General features: G+C 70.0%; 15 protein-coding genes and 1 pseudogene. 13 read left to right on the plus strand and 3 right to left on the minus strand.

Features of this window, described 5'->3' with window-relative positions; translation table 11 throughout:
* Positions 1 to 16: 16 nt before the first annotated feature.
* The 3 genes from EXE45_RS05955 to EXE45_RS05965 all read left to right on the plus strand — a co-directional run bounded on the left by EXE45_RS05955 (position 17) and on the right by EXE45_RS05965 (position 3,789).
* Positions 17 to 775 (plus strand): energy-coupling factor ABC transporter ATP-binding protein, encoded by a 759-nt coding sequence (locus EXE45_RS05955; protein ID WP_092920920.1) that lies wholly within the window; start codon positions 17 to 19, stop codon positions 773 to 775.
* A complete protein-coding gene (locus EXE45_RS05960) occupies positions 772 to 1,485 on the plus strand; it encodes an energy-coupling factor transporter transmembrane protein EcfT (protein WP_137693797.1) in 714 nt (237 codons plus the stop codon). The genes EXE45_RS05955 and EXE45_RS05960 overlap by 4 nt, the downstream gene beginning before the upstream one ends.
* Before the next feature lie 123 nt (positions 1,486 to 1,608).
* Positions 1,609 to 3,789 (plus strand): (Fe-S)-binding protein, encoded by a 2,181-nt coding sequence (locus EXE45_RS05965; RefSeq protein ID WP_137693798.1) that lies wholly within the window; start codon positions 1,609 to 1,611, stop codon positions 3,787 to 3,789.
* Between the two features lie 34 nt (positions 3,790 to 3,823).
* Here the strand turns inward: EXE45_RS05965 and EXE45_RS05970 are convergent, their stop codons facing one another.
* Positions 3,824 to 4,120, minus strand: a complete 297-nt coding sequence (locus EXE45_RS05970) for a hypothetical protein (protein ID WP_092920923.1) — start codon at positions 4,118 to 4,120, stop codon at positions 3,824 to 3,826.
* A 230-nt stretch (positions 4,121 to 4,350) separates the two neighbouring features.
* Here EXE45_RS05970 and EXE45_RS05975 point away from each other — a divergent pair, with 230 nt between their 5' ends.
* The 6 genes and pseudogenes from EXE45_RS05975 to EXE45_RS06000 form a co-directional block, all read left to right on the plus strand.
* Entirely contained in the window at positions 4,351 to 5,376 is a 1,026-nt protein-coding gene (locus EXE45_RS05975; RefSeq protein ID WP_137693799.1) for a PstS family phosphate ABC transporter substrate-binding protein, read from the plus strand.
* 48 nt (positions 5,377 to 5,424) lie between these two features.
* A complete protein-coding gene (gene pstC, locus EXE45_RS05980; RefSeq protein ID WP_137693800.1) occupies positions 5,425 to 6,426 on the plus strand; it encodes a phosphate ABC transporter permease subunit PstC in 1,002 nt (333 codons plus the stop codon).
* Complete coding sequence (gene pstA, locus EXE45_RS05985) at positions 6,427 to 8,049, plus strand: phosphate ABC transporter permease PstA (RefSeq protein ID WP_092920926.1); 1,623 nt, start codon at positions 6,427 to 6,429, stop codon at positions 8,047 to 8,049.
* A 3-nt stretch (positions 8,050 to 8,052) separates the two neighbouring features.
* Positions 8,053 to 8,889 (plus strand): phosphate ABC transporter ATP-binding protein PstB, encoded by an 837-nt coding sequence (gene pstB, locus EXE45_RS05990; protein ID WP_092920927.1) that lies wholly within the window; start codon positions 8,053 to 8,055, stop codon positions 8,887 to 8,889.
* Positions 8,890 to 9,591: a phosphate signaling complex protein PhoU gene (phoU, locus tag EXE45_RS05995; protein ID WP_092920928.1), complete on the plus strand. Its 702-nt coding sequence runs from the start codon at positions 8,890 to 8,892 to the stop codon at positions 9,589 to 9,591.
* A gap of 130 nt (positions 9,592 to 9,721) precedes the next feature.
* A pseudogene (locus EXE45_RS06000) lies at positions 9,722 to 10,006 on the plus strand (sodium:calcium antiporter); the annotation flags it as partial.
* 68 nt (positions 10,007 to 10,074) lie between these two features.
* Here EXE45_RS06000 and EXE45_RS06005 read toward each other — a convergent pair.
* Positions 10,075 to 10,998: a VOC family protein gene (locus tag EXE45_RS06005; RefSeq protein ID WP_092920929.1), complete on the minus strand. Its 924-nt coding sequence runs from the start codon at positions 10,996 to 10,998 to the stop codon at positions 10,075 to 10,077.
* Positions 10,999 to 11,128: 130 nt separating this feature from the next.
* On the opposite strand from EXE45_RS06005, the gene EXE45_RS06010 reads away from it, so the two are divergent.
* The 3 genes from EXE45_RS06010 to EXE45_RS06020 all read left to right on the plus strand — a co-directional run bounded on the left by EXE45_RS06010 (position 11,129) and on the right by EXE45_RS06020 (position 13,865).
* Positions 11,129 to 11,548 carry a cobalamin B12-binding domain-containing protein gene (locus EXE45_RS06010; RefSeq protein ID WP_004595202.1) on the plus strand — a complete coding sequence of 140 codons (420 nt, stop codon included), beginning with the start codon at positions 11,129 to 11,131 and terminating at the stop codon, positions 11,546 to 11,548.
* The gene (gene meaB, locus EXE45_RS06015) at positions 11,549 to 12,727 is read left to right on the plus strand and encodes a methylmalonyl Co-A mutase-associated GTPase MeaB (protein ID WP_137693801.1); all 1,179 of its coding nucleotides are present in this window, start codon (positions 11,549 to 11,551) and stop codon (positions 12,725 to 12,727) included.
* A gap of 184 nt (positions 12,728 to 12,911) precedes the next feature.
* The gene (locus EXE45_RS06020; RefSeq protein WP_092920931.1) at positions 12,912 to 13,865 is read left to right on the plus strand and encodes an alpha/beta fold hydrolase; all 954 of its coding nucleotides are present in this window, start codon (positions 12,912 to 12,914) and stop codon (positions 13,863 to 13,865) included.
* 27 nt (positions 13,866 to 13,892) lie between these two features.
* Here EXE45_RS06020 and EXE45_RS06025 read toward each other — a convergent pair whose 3' ends face one another.
* On the minus strand, positions 13,893 to 14,411 hold the full coding sequence (locus EXE45_RS06025; RefSeq protein WP_092920932.1) for a DUF4442 domain-containing protein: 519 nt from the start codon (positions 14,409 to 14,411) through the stop codon (positions 13,893 to 13,895).
* 624 nt (positions 14,412 to 15,035) lie between these two features.
* Between EXE45_RS06025 and EXE45_RS06030 the strand changes: the two genes are divergently transcribed.
* Positions 15,036 to 16,046 (plus strand): TIGR00269 family protein, encoded by a 1,011-nt coding sequence (locus EXE45_RS06030; protein ID WP_092920933.1) that lies wholly within the window; start codon positions 15,036 to 15,038, stop codon positions 16,044 to 16,046.
* The last annotated feature ends 64 nt before the right edge of the window (positions 16,047 to 16,110 follow it).

The following is a 16,110-nucleotide window of genomic DNA, read 5'->3' on the forward strand; positions in this document are numbered from 1 at the left end:
CACGCGGGGCGGGACCGTGATCGACCTCGACGGCGTCACGTGTCGGTACGGGCGGGGCGAAGACAACGCCGAGAGCGAGGGCGCAACCGCCGCGGTCGACGAGGTCTCCCTCGCCGTCCCCGACGGCGAGTTCCTCGTCGTCGCGGGCGCGAACGGCTCGGGGAAGACCACCCTGGTCCGGACGTTCAACGGGCTCGTCGAGCCGGACGCCGGGCACGTCTCGGTGAACGGGACGCCGGTCGAGGAGGACCTCGTCGCCGCGCGCTCGGCGGTCGGGATGGTGTTCCAGGACCCGCGCGACCAGCTGGTCGCCGCCACCGTCGGCGCGGACGTCGCGTTCGGGCCGGAGAACCTCGGGCTCTCGCACGACGAGATCGACCGGCGGGTCGACGAGGCGCTCGCGGCCGTGAACATGGCGGGCCGGGAGCGCGAGCGGATCGACTCGCTGTCGGGCGGCGAGCGCGAGCGCGTCGCGATAGCGGGGGCGCTCGCGATGGAGCCCGACCACCTGGTCCTCGACGAGCCGTTCACCGGCCTCGACGAGCCCGCCCGGCGGTCGGTCGTGGCGCGGCTCCGGGCGCTTCACCGCGAGGGGACGAGCGTCGTCGTCGTCACCCACGACCTCCGCGACGTGGCCGCGCTCGCAGACCGGATCGTCGGACTCGCGGACGGGCGGATCGCGGTCGACGCGCCGCCCGAGGAGGCGGTCGAGTCGCTCCCCGGGCTGGACGTGCGGGTGCCCGAGGGCGGCGGCATCGGTACCCAGACCGAATGACCCTCTCGTTCGTCCCCGGCGACTCGCTCGCCCACCGGCTCGACCCCCGGTCGAAACTCCTCGTTCAGGTCGCCTTCGCGGCCGTCGCGTACGCGTACACCACGCCGCGCGGGCTCGCCCTCCTCACGCTCGTCGCGGTCGGCTGCCTGCTCGCCGCCGACGGCGGGCCGCGGGACCTGTGGGGCTATCGGGTCGCGTTCCCGGTCCTCCTCTTCGCTCCCCTCGTCGCGGGCGCGACGCTCGGCGCGCCGTGGTTTCGGGTCGAGCGCGCCGCCGTGACGGGGCTCGCGAGCTACCGCGTCCTCCTGCTGCTCGTCGTCGCGGCCGCCTACGTGCGGTCGACCCCGGTCCGGGAGTCGCGCGCGGCGGTCCAGCGGACGGTCCCGGGTCGACCGGGCGTCTTCCTCGGCGTCGGCGTCGCGCTCGTCTTCCGATTCCTCCCACTGTTGAAACGCGACCTCGCGGCGACGCGGGCGGCGGTCCGCGCGCGGCTCGGCGCGGAGCGCCCCCGGCGCGAGCGGATGCGGCTCGTCGCGGTCGGCGGGCTCTCGCGAGCGTTCTCCCGAGCGGACCGGCTCGGCACGGCGCTCGTCGCCCGGTGTTTCGCGTGGAACCCGACGCTCCCGCGGCTGGCCTTCCGCCGCGTCGACGCCCCGGCGCTGGCGCTCGCCGCGTCGATGTTCGCGGCCGCGGTCCTGCGGCTCGCCTGACGCTCCGCGGCAGGCGCGCTTCGCGGGCGCTGCGCCGTCGTCGGGCCCGGAACCGCGTGAACGCCGAGCGACGACCGCCGCGTTGTGGCAAGTTTTAACCCGACCGTATCCCGGTGATCGATCATGATTCCCCTACAGGCGGCCACCCGCGAGACCTTCTGGACTATCGGTCCGGTGGGGAAGGCGGCGTTCTACTGGCTCGCCGCCGTCGCGGTCCTCGTCTTCCTCTACGGCGTTTACGCCCGGTTCGCGGCGTACGCGCGCGGGAGCGCTGACCCGCGGGATCGACTGTCGAACCTCCCCGGTCGGGTCGTCGCGGCGACGAAGACGGTCCTCGCGAACGAGAACCAGTTCGACGGCGACCTGTACACGGGCGTGATGCACACGTTCGTCCTGTGGGGGTTTCTCGTCTTACTCGTCGCGACGACCATCCTCGGGATCGACATCGACCTGTACCGCCCGCTGACGGGCGAGTCGTTCTGGGTCGGCGAGTTCTACCTCGCCTACCAGTTCGCCGTCGACGCGTTCGGCCTGCTGTTCGTCGTCGGCGTCGGCATGGCCGCCTACCGCCGCTACAAGACCCGCGAGGACCGACTGTGGGGAAAACACACCTCCCTCGAGGACGACGCGTTCGTCTGGACGCTGTTCCTGCTCGGCGTCGGCGGCTTCCTCGTCGAGGGCGTGAGCATGGTCGGCCAGGCGCAGCGCGCGACCGAGACCGTGAGCTTCGTCGGGATGGCGCTCGCGACCGGGCTGGAGGCGGCCGGGCTCACGGCCGCGGGCGCCGAGGCGATATACGGCGTCCTCTGGTGGAGCCACTCGCTGCTCGCGTTCGCGTTCGTCGCGTGGATCCCGTACGCGAAGCCGTTCCACATGATCTCCTCGTTCGCCAACGTCGTCGCCCGCGACGAGAAGGCGGGCGCGCGGCTCCCGAACGTCCCCGCCGACCTCGATCACACCAACGCGGAGTCGCTCGACGACTTCACGTGGAAGGAGCTGATGGACGGCGACGCCTGCACGAAGTGCGGGCGGTGTACCGACGCCTGCCCCGCCGACACGGTCGGTCGCAACCTCGACCCGCGGAACGTCATCCTCGACCTGAAGGCGTATCGCGAGTCGGTGAGCGACGATCCGGTGGCGGGGAGCGGGGGCGAAGCGATGGCGACGGACGGCGGCGTCGCGAGCGCAGATGGTGGTACAGTCCCCATCGTCGCCGACGAGGGCGGCGTGGTCGACGCCGAGTCGATGGAGTCGTGTATGTCCTGTATGGCGTGTATGGACGCCTGTCCGGTCGACATCGAACACCTCACCTCGTTCACGAAGCTGAACCGCCAGCTCGTCGACGAGGGGGCGGTCGACTCGAACCTCCAGGACGTGTTTCAGGACGTGATGCAGAAGGGGAACACCTTCGGCGAGCCGCAGTCGGCGCGGGGCGACTGGACGGACGACCTCGACGACGGCGTCGAGGTCCAAGACGCCCGCGAGACCGAGGTCGAATACCTCTGGTACGTGGGCGACTACCCGAGCTTCGACGACCGGAACAAGAAGGTCGCCCGGGCGCTCGCCCGCCTGTTCGACGAGGCCGACGTGTCGTTCGGCGTCCTCTTCGACGACGAGAAGACCGACGGCAACGACATCCGTCGGATCGGCGAGGAGTTCCTCTACCTCGAACTGGCGGGCCACCACGTCGAGACGTTCGCGGACTGCGAGTTCGAGAACGTCGTCTGTACCGACCCGCACTCGTACAACACCATCAAAAACGAGTACCCCGAGGTCGACTTCGCGGAGTTCGCGGACGACCCGATGATGCCGTTCGACCGCGAGGAGCCGTGGAACCCGGCGGGAGAGATCGACGTGTTCCACTGGACGCAGGTGGTCGAGGAGCTGGTCGAGGACGGTCGGCTCGGCCTCTCCGGCGACGAGCTGGACTACACCGTCACCTACCACGACCCCTGCCATCTCGGCCGGTACAACGACGAGTACGAGGCGCCGCGAGAGCTGATCCGCGCGACCGGCGCCGACCTCCACGAGATGCCGCGCTCGCGCGAGGACTCCTTCTGCTGTGGCGGCGGGGGCGGCGGGCTCTGGACCGAACACGAGGAGGACGTCAAGCCGAGCGAGGAGCGCCTCCGCGAGGCGGTCGAGGACACCGACGCGGGCGCCGCGATCGAGAAGTTCGTCGTCGCCTGCCCGATGTGTACGACGATGTTCGAGGACGGCCGGAAGACGGGCGACTTCGAGGACGAGGTGGAGATCGTCGACGTCGCGGAACTGCTGATCGAGGCGGTGGCGGCGGGCTCGTAGCGGGCGGCGGCCGGCTTTCGCGTGGCCGTCGAGACTACGCGCGTCGCGACCGCTGGCCCGCCGCGTCGTCGGTCCGCCGCAACAGCGCCCGTCCGGGGGCGCGGTCGCGGACGGGCGCGTCGCCGAGGTAGTCGACGAGCGCGTCGCGGAGCAGGGCGACTCCCTCGTCGTCGAGCGCCGCGCCGCGCTCGATCGACTCGATCGGACGGCGGTACGAGAGGTCCTCGTCGGTCGCGCTCCGCGCGGCGTTGAGCAGCGCGGCGTGAGCCACCCACGCCTCCTCTCGGGAGGTCGTCGGCGCCGGCGGCCCGTCGGTCGTAGGAGGCGTCATTCGTCCGGCTTCTCCCGGTACGAGGACTTAAAACCACGTCTCGGTTTCCGTCTCGGTTCGGCGTCGTCGCCTCTCGACTCCGACTCCCCGGAGCCGTCTTCGATCCCAAATCGCGATTTTCCGGATCGCTATATAGAGTATATATCTTCACATAGCCGTACCGGGTCGTACGGGTCGCCCCGTACCACTCATAGCATACTACTTAATCGAACGACGACCACCGTTCGGTGATGGCTTCTAGCCACGACGCGGACACAGCGGGGATCACGCGGCGCAAATCGCTCGCGGCAATCGCCGGTGCCGGGGCGCTCGGGCTCGCGGGCTGTACCTCCGGAAACGGCGGCTCCGGAAACGGCTCCGGCGGCGAGACCCTCTCCGGAGACATCCGGATCTCCGGGAGCAGTACCGTCTATCCGGTCGCTCAGGAGGTCACTCGCCAGTTCGCCGAACAGCACTCCGAGGTGAGCTTCAACCTCACCCGGGACGGCAGCGGGGGCGGGTTCAACAACGTGTTCATCCCCGGCGACAGCGACATGAACAACGCGAGCCGGCCGATCACCGAGAACGAGCTCCAGCGCTGTCGCGACAACGGCATCGAGCCGGTCGAGTTCTTCCTCGCGCAGGACGCGCTCACCGTCGTCGTCAACAACGAGGCCGATTGGATCGACTCGATCTCGCTGGAGGAGCTCCGGACCATCTGGTCGCCGGACACCGCGCCTGAACTGTGGTCCGACGTCAACTCGGACTGGCCGGACGAGCCGTTCGACCTCTACGGGCCGGCGAGTACGTCGGGGACGTACGACTACTTCATCGAGGCGGTCATCGGAGAGACCGAGGCGGACCAGGACATCCGCAGCGACTTCGAGGGCACCGAGGAGGACGACCTGATCGCGCAGGGCGTCTCCGGGAACCGGTACGCGCTCGGCTACCTCCCCTTCGCGTACTACACGAACAACCCGGACACGGTCAAGGCGCTCAGTCTCAGCGAGGGCGGCAGCGACCCGGTCGAGCCCAGCCTCCAAGCCGCACAGAGCGGGAGTTACCCGCTCGCTCGGCCGCTGTTCAGCTACGGCCACATGGGCAAGATCCAGGAGAAGAACCACCTCCAGGCGTTCATCGAGTTCTACATCAACGAGGCCGCCAAAGACTACGTCGCCGAGGACATCGGCTACGTGCCGGCCAGCCAGGACATGGTCGACAGCAACCTCGCCAACCTCGAGGAGGCGATCGCCGGCGAGTACGAGTACAGCGCGTAACGTCCGAAGGGGAACGCTGATTACACACCTCACGTTTTACCAATCTGAATGAGCAACGAATCGGACAGCGGGGTCGGGTCGCTCCAACGGAGCGGGTTCGTCGTCCGTAAGGAACGGCTCTACGGCCGCCTGATAGCGGCGAGCGCCGGCTTGACGATACTCGTAACCGTCGGGATCATCCTCGCGCTGTCGGGACGGGCGCTCTCGTTCTGGTCGCAGATATCGCCGATCGCGTTCTTCACCGGAACGAACTGGAGCCCGGTCATCGCGAACTCGTACGGCGTGCTCCCGCTGATAAGTGGAACTCTTATCGTTACCATCTTCTCGGCGTTGATCGCGCTCCCAATCGGCTTGGCGGCGGCGGTATACCTCAGCGAGTACGCGAGCGATACGGCCCGATCGATACTGAAGCCGGCCCTGGAGATCCTCGCCGGCGTGCCCACCGTGATCTACGGTTACATGGCGCTCGTGTACGTGACGCCGCTGATCGACGGCTTCCTCCCGATCTCCGTGCAGCTCGTCCCGGCCGGCGTCCCGATCCTCCCGGAGTTCACGCTCGTCATGCCCTCGCTCGGCACGTTCAACGCGCTGTCCGCGAGCGTCGTCGTCGGGATCATGATCATCCCGATGGTCTCGTCGATCAGCGAGGACGCGCTGAGCGCGGTTCCGGACAGTCTCCGGCAGGGCGGCTACGGGCTCGGGTCGACGAAGTTCGACGTCTCGACGCGGATCGTCGTCCCCTCGGCGACCTCCGGCATCGTCGCCTCGTACGTCCTCGCGATCTCGCGGGCCATCGGCGAGACGATGGCGGTCACGATGGCGATGGGAATGAGCCCGCAGATGCCGTACTTCCCGAACGTCCTCCGCAACCTCGCGGAGTCGAGTCAGACCATCACGGCGGCGATGGTCCAGATCGCCGGCGCCGACTCCTACGGGAGCGGCCCCACCTACGAGGCGATGTTCGCGCTCGGAATGACGCTGTTCGCGATCACGCTGATCATGAACGTCCTCGCCGAACTGGTCAGACGGCGCTTCCGGGAGGAGTACTGAATGGCGACCGAAGACTCCACCGGCGACCAACTCGGCCGAAGCGCGGCGCTCCGGCTCCAGCAGCTGAAGGGACAGCTCTTCGAGGTCGCGCTCGTCGCGGCGACGCTCGTCGGGATCGTCTCGCTGCTCGTGTTGTTCGCGTACATCTCGGTCGACGCGTTCCGGCCGGGGACCGCGTCGCCCGCGTGGTTCCTCGTCTACCTCGGCACCCTCGTGGCGCCGACGGCCGCGTTCACGCTGTACGCCCGTCGGAGACCGGCGGTGCGGACGGCCAACGCGGTGGCGTTCGCGGCGGTGTTCGGGGGGCTCCTCTTGAGCGCCGTCACGTACGCCGTCGTCGACGCGCTCAGCCCCTACGACGTGTTCATCTACGGCGTCTTCGCCTCGCTCCCCCCGATGCTCGTCTTGGCGTACGACCGGACGACCGAGGGTCAGGCGTACACCGGACCGCTCATCCTCGTCTCGATCCTCGTCGGCATCGGCGTCGCGGCCGTGGTGGACGGCCCGATCAGCGGGCCGCTCGGGATCGCGGCGGAGTGGATCATGTACTTCGGCCTCGTCACCGTCCCCGCGGCGCTCCTCGTCGGGACGCTGACCGCCTCGCGCCGCGGCCGTCGCACCGGTGCCGTCGCCGGGGGAGCCGTCGCCGCGGGCGGGCTCGCCGTCGCCGGGGCGTCGATCGCGACCGGGGCCAACGCGTCCCTTCTGGTCGTCCTCTTCTCGGCGTTCGTCGTCCCCACGGGCTACGTCGTCCGGCGGTCCGTCCGAACCAATCCCGCGGGACGTGTCGGCCTCGCCGGGCCGTTCGTCCTCCTCGGCGGCGCGCTGCTCGGAGCGGCGCTCGTCGAGCGGTTCGGGATCGAGACCCCGGACACGTTCCTCACGCCGACCCTTGTCCTGGAGTCGTGGGACGGGCTGACCGCGAGCAACGCCGGCGTCTATCCGCAGATCGTCGGCTCGATCATCATCGTCGGGTTCATGGCGGTCCTCGCGTTCCCGGTCGGGATCGGCGCGGCCATCTACCTCGAGGAATACGCGCCGAACTCCGGATTCCGCGGCCGGCTCGCGACGCTGTTGGAGGTGAACATCTCGAACCTCGCCGGCGTCCCCTCGGTCGTGTACGGGCTGCTGGGGCTCGCGCTGTTCCGGCGGACGCTCGGGTTCGGGACCGGCATCGTCGTCTCGGCGTCGGGGACGCTCGGACTGCTCATCCTCCCCATCGTCATCGTCTCGACGCAGGAGGCGCTGCGCTCCGTCCCCGACGACCTCCGGCAGGGCTCGTACGGCATGGGCGCGAGCCGGTGGCAGACGCTCCGCGAGGTCGTCCTGCCCGAGGCCATTCCGGGGACCCTCACCGGAACGATCCTCGCGTTGGCGCGGGCGATCGGCGAGACCGCGCCGCTCGTCATCATCGCGGTCGCCACGACGACCTACAGTCCGCCGAGCGGGCTGTTCTCCAGCGCGACGGCGCTCCCGCTACAGATCTTCGCCGCGTCGGCCAACGCGAAGCCGGAGTTCCGACACGGGGTCGTCCCGGCGGCGGCCGTCGTGTTGCTCACCCTGATGCTGCTGATGAACGCGACGGCAATCGTTATCCGAAACAAGTACGGACGTGAGACCTAACCAATGAGCGAATCAGACAGTTCCCCGAAGATCCAGACGACCATCGAGACCGGCGACGAAGCGTCGCGGGACGCCCCGCTCGACGCACGTGACACGGTCATCGAGACGCGTGACCTGAACGTCTACTACGGCGACGAACAGGCGTTAGACGGCGTCTCGATGGAGATATTCGAACACGACGTGACCGCACTGATCGGCCCCTCGGGCTGCGGGAAGTCGACGTTCCTCCGGTGTATCAACCGGATGAACGACATGATCGAGGTGTGCCGAGTCGAGGGCGACGTCGAGTTCGGCGGTAAGAACGTGTACGACGACGACGTGGACCCGGTCGCGCTCCGACGGAAGATCGGGATCGTGTTCCAGAAGCCGAACCCGTTTCCGAAGTCGATCCGCGACAACGTCGCGTACGGCCTGAAGATCCAGGGCTACGAGGGCGACGTCGACGAACGCGTCGAGGAGTCGCTGAAGGCGGCCGCCCTCTGGGACGAGGTGAAAGACCAGCTCGACTCCTCGGGACTCGACCTCTCCGGCGGGCAACAACAGCGGCTCTGTATCGCCCGCGCTATCGCGCCCGATCCGGAAGTCATCCTGATGGACGAGCCGACCTCGGCGCTCGACCCCGTCGCGGCCTCGAAGATCGAGGACCTCATCGACGACCTGGCCGAGGAGTACACCGTCATCATCGTCACGCACAACATGCAGCAGGCGGCCCGTATCTCCGACCGGACCGCGGTGTTCCTCACCGGTGGCCGGCTCGTCGAGTACGACGACACCACCAAGATATTCGAGGATCCCGAAGAGCAGCGCGTCGAGGACTACATCACGGGGAAGTTCGGGTAGATGCCCCGCGAGAACTACCAGGAGCGGCTCGACGAGCTCCGGGACGGCGTGGTCGCGATGGGCGAGACCGTCTGCGGCCGGCTCGACGACGCGGTCGAGGCGGCGGTCTCGGGCGACGACGAGCTCGCCCGCTCGGTGATCGAGAGCGACCACGAGGTCAACGAGACGTACCTCGCCCTCGAAGACGAGTGTACGGAGCTGCTCGCGCTCCAGCAGCCGGTGGCCGGCGACCTCCGGCTCGTCGCCGCCTCCTTCAAAATCATCACCGACCTCGAACGCGTCGCCGACCTCGCGACGAACCTCGCGGCGTACGGCGGCCCGGAGGGCGGCGTTCACCCCGCGGTCGACGTACGCGACCTCGGCGATGGCGCCCGGGAGATGGTTGCCGACGCGGTCGCCGCCTACGCGGCCCGCGACCCGGACGCCTGTCGCGAGATCGCGGCGAGCGACGACGCGTTCGACGAGCGCTGTCGGGAGGCGAGCGAGGCGGTCGTCCGCGAGCTGCTGGAGGCCGACCGCGCCCGCAACGCGGCCCGAGACGGCGCGGCGCCGACGGACGGCGAGGCGCTCGAAGCCTCCCTCGACGACGTGTCGCAGGCGCTGCTCGCGGTGCGCGACCTCGAACGGATCGCGGACCACGCGGTCAACGTCGCGGCGCGGACGCTGTACATGATCGAGAACGACGACGAGCTGATCTACTGAGCGCGGCTCGCGGTTCGCCCCGGCGCGGGCGGACCGGCTTTCGTCTCGACGCCTTCGGGAGCGCTAATCGACTCCGGCCCCAGTGACCGTACTGTAGGAGCTCGTCGGAGCCCAGTCGCTCGCCGTCTGGATCGCCTTGGGCGCGATTGGGTTCCTGCTGACCTGGAAGGGCGCGAACGTCATCGAGTCGACGACCTCGAAGATCAGCGACCGCTTCGGCGTCTCGCAGGCGGTTCAGGGCGGGCTCATCGTCGCGGCCGCGACGTCGTTCCCAGAGCTCGCGATCATCATTATCTCGGTGGTCGTCCTCGGCGACTTCGGCGTCGGCGCGGGAGCGCTCATCGGGACGGCGGTGTTCAACATACTCGTCATCCCGGCCGCCGTCTCCATCACCACGTTCCTGACCGAGTCGACGCTCCGAACGATCGTCGGGTAAGCGGGCGGTGAGGCGGTTCGGCCCGCGATCGCGTACGAGCCGCTCGGCTACTCCCTCCGAACGCGGACCTCGATGCCGTCGGCGTCGGTGACGGCGATCCCGCCCTCGCGCTCCTCGACGGCGAGCTCGACGCGCCCCTCCTCCGCGACCGCGTCGAGTCGGTCCCGGACCGCGTCCAGCGCGGCCGCGTCGGGCACGACCACCTCGAACCACGCGAGCCCGCGCCCGGCGGCGGGGGTCGTCCGCCCCCGCCACGTGTTCGCGCCGAGGTGGTGGTGGTAGCCGCCGGCCGCGACGAACCGCACGTCCGGGCCGCTCATCCCCACCTCGAAACCGAGGCCGTCGACGTAGACGGCCTCGAACGCCGACAGCGAGGTCACTTCCAGGTGGACGTGCCCCACGTCGGTGCCGGTCGGGGCGCGGTCGACGAGGGCGGCGGAGTCAGCGCCGTTCCCGGTCGCCGCGGCGGCGGCGACCCCCTCGACGTCGAGCGGGTCGGTCGCCATTCGTACCGTTCCGCCGTCGTCGACGGGCCACTCCTCGCGGGGCCGGTCGCGGTATATCTCCACGCCGTTCCCCTCCGGGTCGTCGAGGTACAGCGCCTCGCTGACGAGGTGGTCGGAGGCGCCGTCGAGCCGCCACCGCTCCCGCACGCGCCCCAGCGCCTCGCCGAGCGCGGCCCGCGAGGGAACCCGGAACGCGGTGTGAAAGAGCCCGGCGTCGGTCCGGCTCCGGGCGGGGCGGTCGGCGTCGCGCTCCAGGAGTAACAGCGGCGTCTCGCCCGCCCCGAGCGTCGCGCGCTCGGCGTCGCGGTCGAGGACTGCGAGGCCGACCACGTCTCGGTAGAACGCGGTCGTCTCGTCGAGGTCGGCGACCCGGAGCGCGGCGCGGCCGATCCGCGCCTCGGCCGGGAGTCGGTCGTCGCGGTCGCTCGCGGCCGTGGCGGAGTCGCCCTCGGCGTTATCGGTCATTGGGCGGGGTACGGTCGCCCGCGCGTTCAACGCGTCGGTCGCGGATCCGGCTCGGACGACTCTGCCCCCCTCGCCCGAACCTTCCCCATCGTCCGTTAGAATCAAACCCGCACGCGACCCAGCATGAGGTATGAGCGCCGAACAGCAGGAACGGGCCGTCCGGTGTCTGGTCGCGAAGGTCGGGCTCGACGGCCACGATCGGGGCGCACACGTGATCGCACGGGCGTTCCGCGACGCCGGCTTCGAGGTCGTCTACTCCGGGCTCCACCGGGCGCCGGAGGACATCGTCCAGGCGGCGGTCCAGGAGGACGTCGACGTCCTCGGCATCTCGATCCTCTCGGGCGCGCACAACACGCTCGTCCCGAAGGTGATCGAGGGGCTCAAGGAGTACGACGCGTTCGACGACACCCTCGTCCTCGTCGGCGGGATCATCCCGGACGAGGACGAGGACGAGCTGAAGGAGCTGGGCGTCGCCGAGGTGTTCGGCCCCGGGACGCCGATGGAGGAGACGATCGAGTTCATCCGGAACAACGTCCCGGAGCGCGCGTAGATGGCCGGGCCGGACGCACCCGCGTTCGCGGACGCGCCGTCGCTCTCCGACGCGGACGCCGCGCTCGTCGAGGACCTCCTCTCGGGGAGCCACCGCGCGCTCGCCCGCGTCATCACCAAGATCGAGAACCGAACGCCGGGGTACCGCGCGGTCGTCTCCGCCCTTCACGAGCACACCGGCGGCGCGGACGTGATCGGTATCACGGGCTCGCCGGGCGCCGGGAAGTCGACGCTGGTCGACAAGCTCGCCGCCGCCTACCGCGACCGCGGCGACACGGTCGGGGTGATCGCGGTCGACCCCTCCTCGCCGTACACCGGCGGTGCGGTCCTCGGCGACCGGATCCGGATGGGGTCGAACGTCGGTGACATGGACGTGTTCTTCCGGTCGATGAGCGCGCGCGGCCAGCTCGGCGGCCTCTCGACCGCGACCGCGGACGCCGCGAAGGCGCTCGACGCCTTCGGGAAGGACGTCGTCGTCCTGGAGACCGTCGGCGCCGGACAGAACGAGGTCGACGTGGTCCGCACCGCCGACACGGTCGCGGTGCTGGTCCAGCCCGGCTCCGGCGACGACGTACAGACGCTGAAGGCCGGCATCCTGGAGATCGGCGACGTCTTCGTCGTGAACAAGGCCGACATGGACGGCGCACAGCGGACGGTCGCCGAACTGAAGGAGATGGTTCACCGGCGGGACGGCGGGACGACGGGCCGCGGGGCCGGTCACCACGGACCGACCTCGACGGCCTCGGCCGGTGCCGGCGGATCCGCGGCGGACCACCGGGACGGCGGTCGCGACGCGGATGGTTCCGCGGCCGCCGGGTCCGCCGACGACGGCTCGGACGCAGACGCGTCGTGGACGCCGGACGTGTTAGAGACCGTCGCGAACACCGGCGAGGGCGTCGAGGCACTGATCGAGGCGTTCGACGCGCACGCGACGTACCTCCGCGAGTCCGGCGAGATCGAAGCGACCCACCGCCGTCGGTACGCCGAGGAGATCCGAACGCTCGTGCGGGCCGACGTGGGCGCGCTCGCGACCGCCGAAATCGAGCGTCGCGGCGGGATCGACCGGCTCGCGGAGCGCGTCCGCGACCGCGAGACGGACCCGTACGCGGTCGCGGAGGCGATCGTGGGACCGATCGCCGACTGCGTCGACGAGGTCGCGGACAGCGAGCCCGACGACTGACGCGTCGGTCACCGCCCGGGGTCGCGGCGCCGCCGGGTTCGACCGCGCCCACGGGTTCGACCGCACCCACGGGTTCGACCGCACCCACGGGTTCGACCGCACCCACGAGTTCGACCGCGCCGCCGGACTCGACCGCGCCGCCGCGTCCCACGAGTATAAGTCGCCAGCGAACCAACAGTTTTCCATGAAGCTCAGGAACCTCCTCGGCAGCGCCGTCCTCGGCGTCGGCGCGCTCGCGGCGCTCAACACCGGTCTCCGGTACGAGGGCGAACTGGAGCCCCCGCTCGACGGCGACGACGGCGTCTTCCGTTGGCGCGGGATGGACGTCGCGTACACCGAGGCGGGCGACCCGGACGACCCGGACCTCGTGTTGCTCCACGGGATCAACGCCGCCGCCTCCTCCGGGGAGTGGCGCGCGGTGTTTGACGACCTGGCGGCCGACTACCACGTGATCGCGCCCGACTTCCCGGGGTACGGCCGCTCGGACCGGCCGCCGCTCCGGTACTCCGCCGCCCTGTACGAGGACTTCGTCCACGACTTCCTCACCGAGTTCGACGAGCCGGCCGTCGTCGCCTCCTCGCTGTCGGCGGCGTACGCGGTCGCGGCGGTCGACGACGGCGACGCGGACGGCGGCGTCGAGCTGCGCGGGTTCGTCGCCGTCTGTCCGACCGCGACCGCGGGACCGAGCCCGGCCAAGGGATGGCTCCGCGAGCTGCTCCGCGCGCCCCTCGTCGGGCAGGCGCTGTTCAACGTCATCTCGTCGAAGCCGTCGATCCGGTACTTCAACGCCGACCACGGCTACGACGACCCCGGGAATCCGAGCGCGGAGTGGACCGACTACGAGTGGCGCACCACTCACGCCGAGAACGCGCGGTTCGCGCCCGCCTCGTTCGTCTCGGGGAGCCTCAACAGTGAGGTCGACCTGGCGACCGCGCTCGCGGACCTCGACGTCCCCCCGACAATCGTCTGGGGCCGGGAGGCGACCGTGAGCCCGCTCACCGACGGGCGCGACCTCGCCGACGCGGCCGACGCCCGCCTCGTCGTCTTCGACCGCGCGCGGCTGCTCCCGCACGTCGAACACCCCGACCGCTTCGTCGAGACGGTCGAGGAGGCGCTCGTCGCCGGCAAAGCGGCGTAGGGGCCTTCCGCTCAGCGGCCGCCCCGCTCACGCGTCGCGGCGCACGTACAGCGTCTTCTCGCAGGCCGCGTGGACCGCCCCTTCCTCGTCGACGAGCGAGACGAGGTACTCGCGGTCGGTCGACTCTCTCGGCCCGAGCGCGTCGCGGATCGCCTCCGTCTCCGCGGTCGGCAGGTCGAACTCCGCGTACAGCGCCTCGCGGCCGGGCTCGATGAACTCCAGCGCGGCCGACTTGTCCCAGACCGTGAAGCCGTCCCCGAGGATCCGGCGGAGCATCGTCATGTACACCGGGTCGATCGCGCCGTAGATGCTGCCGCCGAAGATCGTCCCGACCGCGTTTCGGGTACGCCAGTTGAACGGCACCCGGATCCTGACGTAGCGCCAGTCGGCCGCGATGTGGTCGACGCGCGCCCCGGTACCCCGGTACGCGGGCAGAAGGTTGAATCCGAGCCGCCAGAGGCGGGTCCGCCCGCTCTCCGCCGGCGGGTCCTCGCGCAGGGGTCGCGGCTCGGGGTCGCGGTCGACCCCGGTCGGGGAATCGCTCACGGCGATCCGGGACGGCCCGCCGACAAACCGGTGTCGGAACCGGCGACAACCCGCCCGGAGTTGTCGACGTCTAACGCTCGGTTACACGGACACCGTGGCGCGTGCCCGCGAGTGGTCGCCCCCGGCGACCGCGAGACGGCACGCGCGAGGGAGTTAGTCGCCCGAAGCGGAGCGAGGGCGACTAACGAGGCTGGGGAGGCGTGAGGCTGCGGTGCGGTCGCGGTCGGGCGGGACTCAAAGGGGCAGCCGTGAGGACGAAGCACGGCGCAGTAAGCACCGCAGCGAAGGAGCGAGCAACGCGAGCGACTGAGCGAGGCGCGCAACAAGCCGCGCGAGTCCTCACGGCTGGGGCTTTGGAGCTGTTCGCCGTCGATCCAAAGTTGGTCACGTATCGCCGAGCGGCTGGAGCTTTGGAGGCGTTCACAGCCGATCTGCCGGGTGATATCTATAAACGAGCGGCCGGTCTTCGACCGCGTTCGCCGTCGATCCGCCAGCAACCGTTTATTCACCGATAGCCGTCACCTCGGGAGCGTTCGAATCGAGGTCGCTCCCATCCGCCGCCGATACTCCCCTCACGTAGTCGGCCCGAAACGGGTATCCCCGCGCGACCGCAACCCGACACCGATGGAGTGCGACAAGTGCGGAGCCGACGCGATTCACCACGCCGCCTACTCCGGGGCGCACCTCTGTGGCGATCACCTCCGGAAGTCGGTCGAGAAGCGCGTGAAGCGTCGGATCCGCGAGGACGGTCTCCTCGATCCGGACGCGACCCCCGACGACCCCGACCGCTGGGTGATCGGGCTCTCCGGCGGGAAAGACAGCGTCGCCCTGACGCAGATCCTCGACGACGTGTTCGGGAAGGACCCCCGCGTCGAGATGCTCGCCCTGACGATCCACGAGGGGATCGAGGGGTACCGCGACGCGAGCGTCGACGCCACGATCGAGCTGGCCGACGACCTCTCGCTGCGTCACGAACTGGTCTCCTACGAGGAGGAGTTCGACGTGCGGATGGACGACGTCGTCGAGGACGACCCCGAGGACATGGCCGCCTGCGCGTACTGCGGTGTCTTCCGCCGCGATCTGCTCGAGAACTACGCCGCCGAGTTCGACGCCGACAAGCTGCTCACCGGCCACAACCTCGACGACGAGGCGCAGACCGCGATGATGAACTTCCTCGAGGGCGACGTCCGACAGGTGGCGAAACACTTCGACGCCTCGCTCGGTCCCCTCGACGAGCGCGAGGCCACCGACGCGTTCGTCCCGCGCGCCAAGCCGCTCCGCGACGTGCCGGAAAAGGAGATCGCGCTGTACTGTCACGTCCGCGACCTCCCCACGCACATGGCGGAGTGCCCCCACGCCGAGGAGGCGTACCGCGGCGAGATCCAGTCGACGATCCACGAGTTAGAGGAGAACCATCCGGGCGCGCGCCACTCGATCATGGCCGGCTACGAGGAGCTGTCCGCGCTCGCGGCCGACGCCTACCGCGGCGACGCCGGAGCGGGCGGCCCGGGCGACGAAACGGGCGAAAACGACGGGGGAAGCTCCGCGCTCCGCGAGTGCGAGCGCTGCGGCTCGCAGACGAGCCGAGACGTCTGCCGGAAGTGCCGCCTGCTGGAATCGATCGAAGCGGTCTGACGGGACGGCACCCTCGTTCGCAACCCGTCTCGAAAAATGGCGGTCGGCCGTTCCGGGGTTCGAC

It is taken from the genome of Halorubrum sp. SP9, from assembly GCF_005435015.1.
GTDB classification, from domain to species: Archaea; Halobacteriota; Halobacteria; order Halobacteriales; family Haloferacaceae; genus Halorubrum; species Halorubrum sodomense.

What these genes read in the sequence shown, in the direction of transcription:
- EXE45_RS05960 (WP_137693797.1), top strand. Translation starts at nt 772, where the DNA reads ATGACCCTCTCGTTCGTCCCCGGCGACTCGCTCGCCCACCGGCTCGAC.
- EXE45_RS05965 (WP_137693798.1), top strand. Translation starts at nt 1,609, where the DNA reads ATGATTCCCCTACAGGCGGCCACCCGCGAGACCTTCTGGACTATCGGT.
- EXE45_RS05970 (WP_092920923.1), bottom strand. Translation starts at nt 4,120, where the DNA reads ATGACGCCTCCTACGACCGACGGGCCGCCGGCGCCGACGACCTCCCGA.
- EXE45_RS05975 (WP_137693799.1), top strand. Translation starts at nt 4,351, where the DNA reads ATGGCTTCTAGCCACGACGCGGACACAGCGGGGATCACGCGGCGCAAA.
- pstC (WP_137693800.1), top strand. Translation starts at nt 5,425, where the DNA reads ATGAGCAACGAATCGGACAGCGGGGTCGGGTCGCTCCAACGGAGCGGG.
- pstA (WP_092920926.1), top strand. Translation starts at nt 6,427, where the DNA reads ATGGCGACCGAAGACTCCACCGGCGACCAACTCGGCCGAAGCGCGGCG.
- pstB (WP_092920927.1), top strand. Translation starts at nt 8,053, where the DNA reads ATGAGCGAATCAGACAGTTCCCCGAAGATCCAGACGACCATCGAGACC.
- phoU (WP_092920928.1), top strand. Translation starts at nt 8,890, where the DNA reads ATGCCCCGCGAGAACTACCAGGAGCGGCTCGACGAGCTCCGGGACGGC.
- EXE45_RS06005 (WP_092920929.1), bottom strand. Translation starts at nt 10,998, where the DNA reads ATGACCGATAACGCCGAGGGCGACTCCGCCACGGCCGCGAGCGACCGC.
- EXE45_RS06010 (WP_004595202.1), top strand. Translation starts at nt 11,129, where the DNA reads ATGAGCGCCGAACAGCAGGAACGGGCCGTCCGGTGTCTGGTCGCGAAG.
- meaB (WP_137693801.1), top strand. Translation starts at nt 11,549, where the DNA reads ATGGCCGGGCCGGACGCACCCGCGTTCGCGGACGCGCCGTCGCTCTCC.
- EXE45_RS06020 (WP_092920931.1), top strand. Translation starts at nt 12,912, where the DNA reads ATGAAGCTCAGGAACCTCCTCGGCAGCGCCGTCCTCGGCGTCGGCGCG.
- EXE45_RS06030 (WP_092920933.1), top strand. Translation starts at nt 15,036, where the DNA reads ATGGAGTGCGACAAGTGCGGAGCCGACGCGATTCACCACGCCGCCTAC.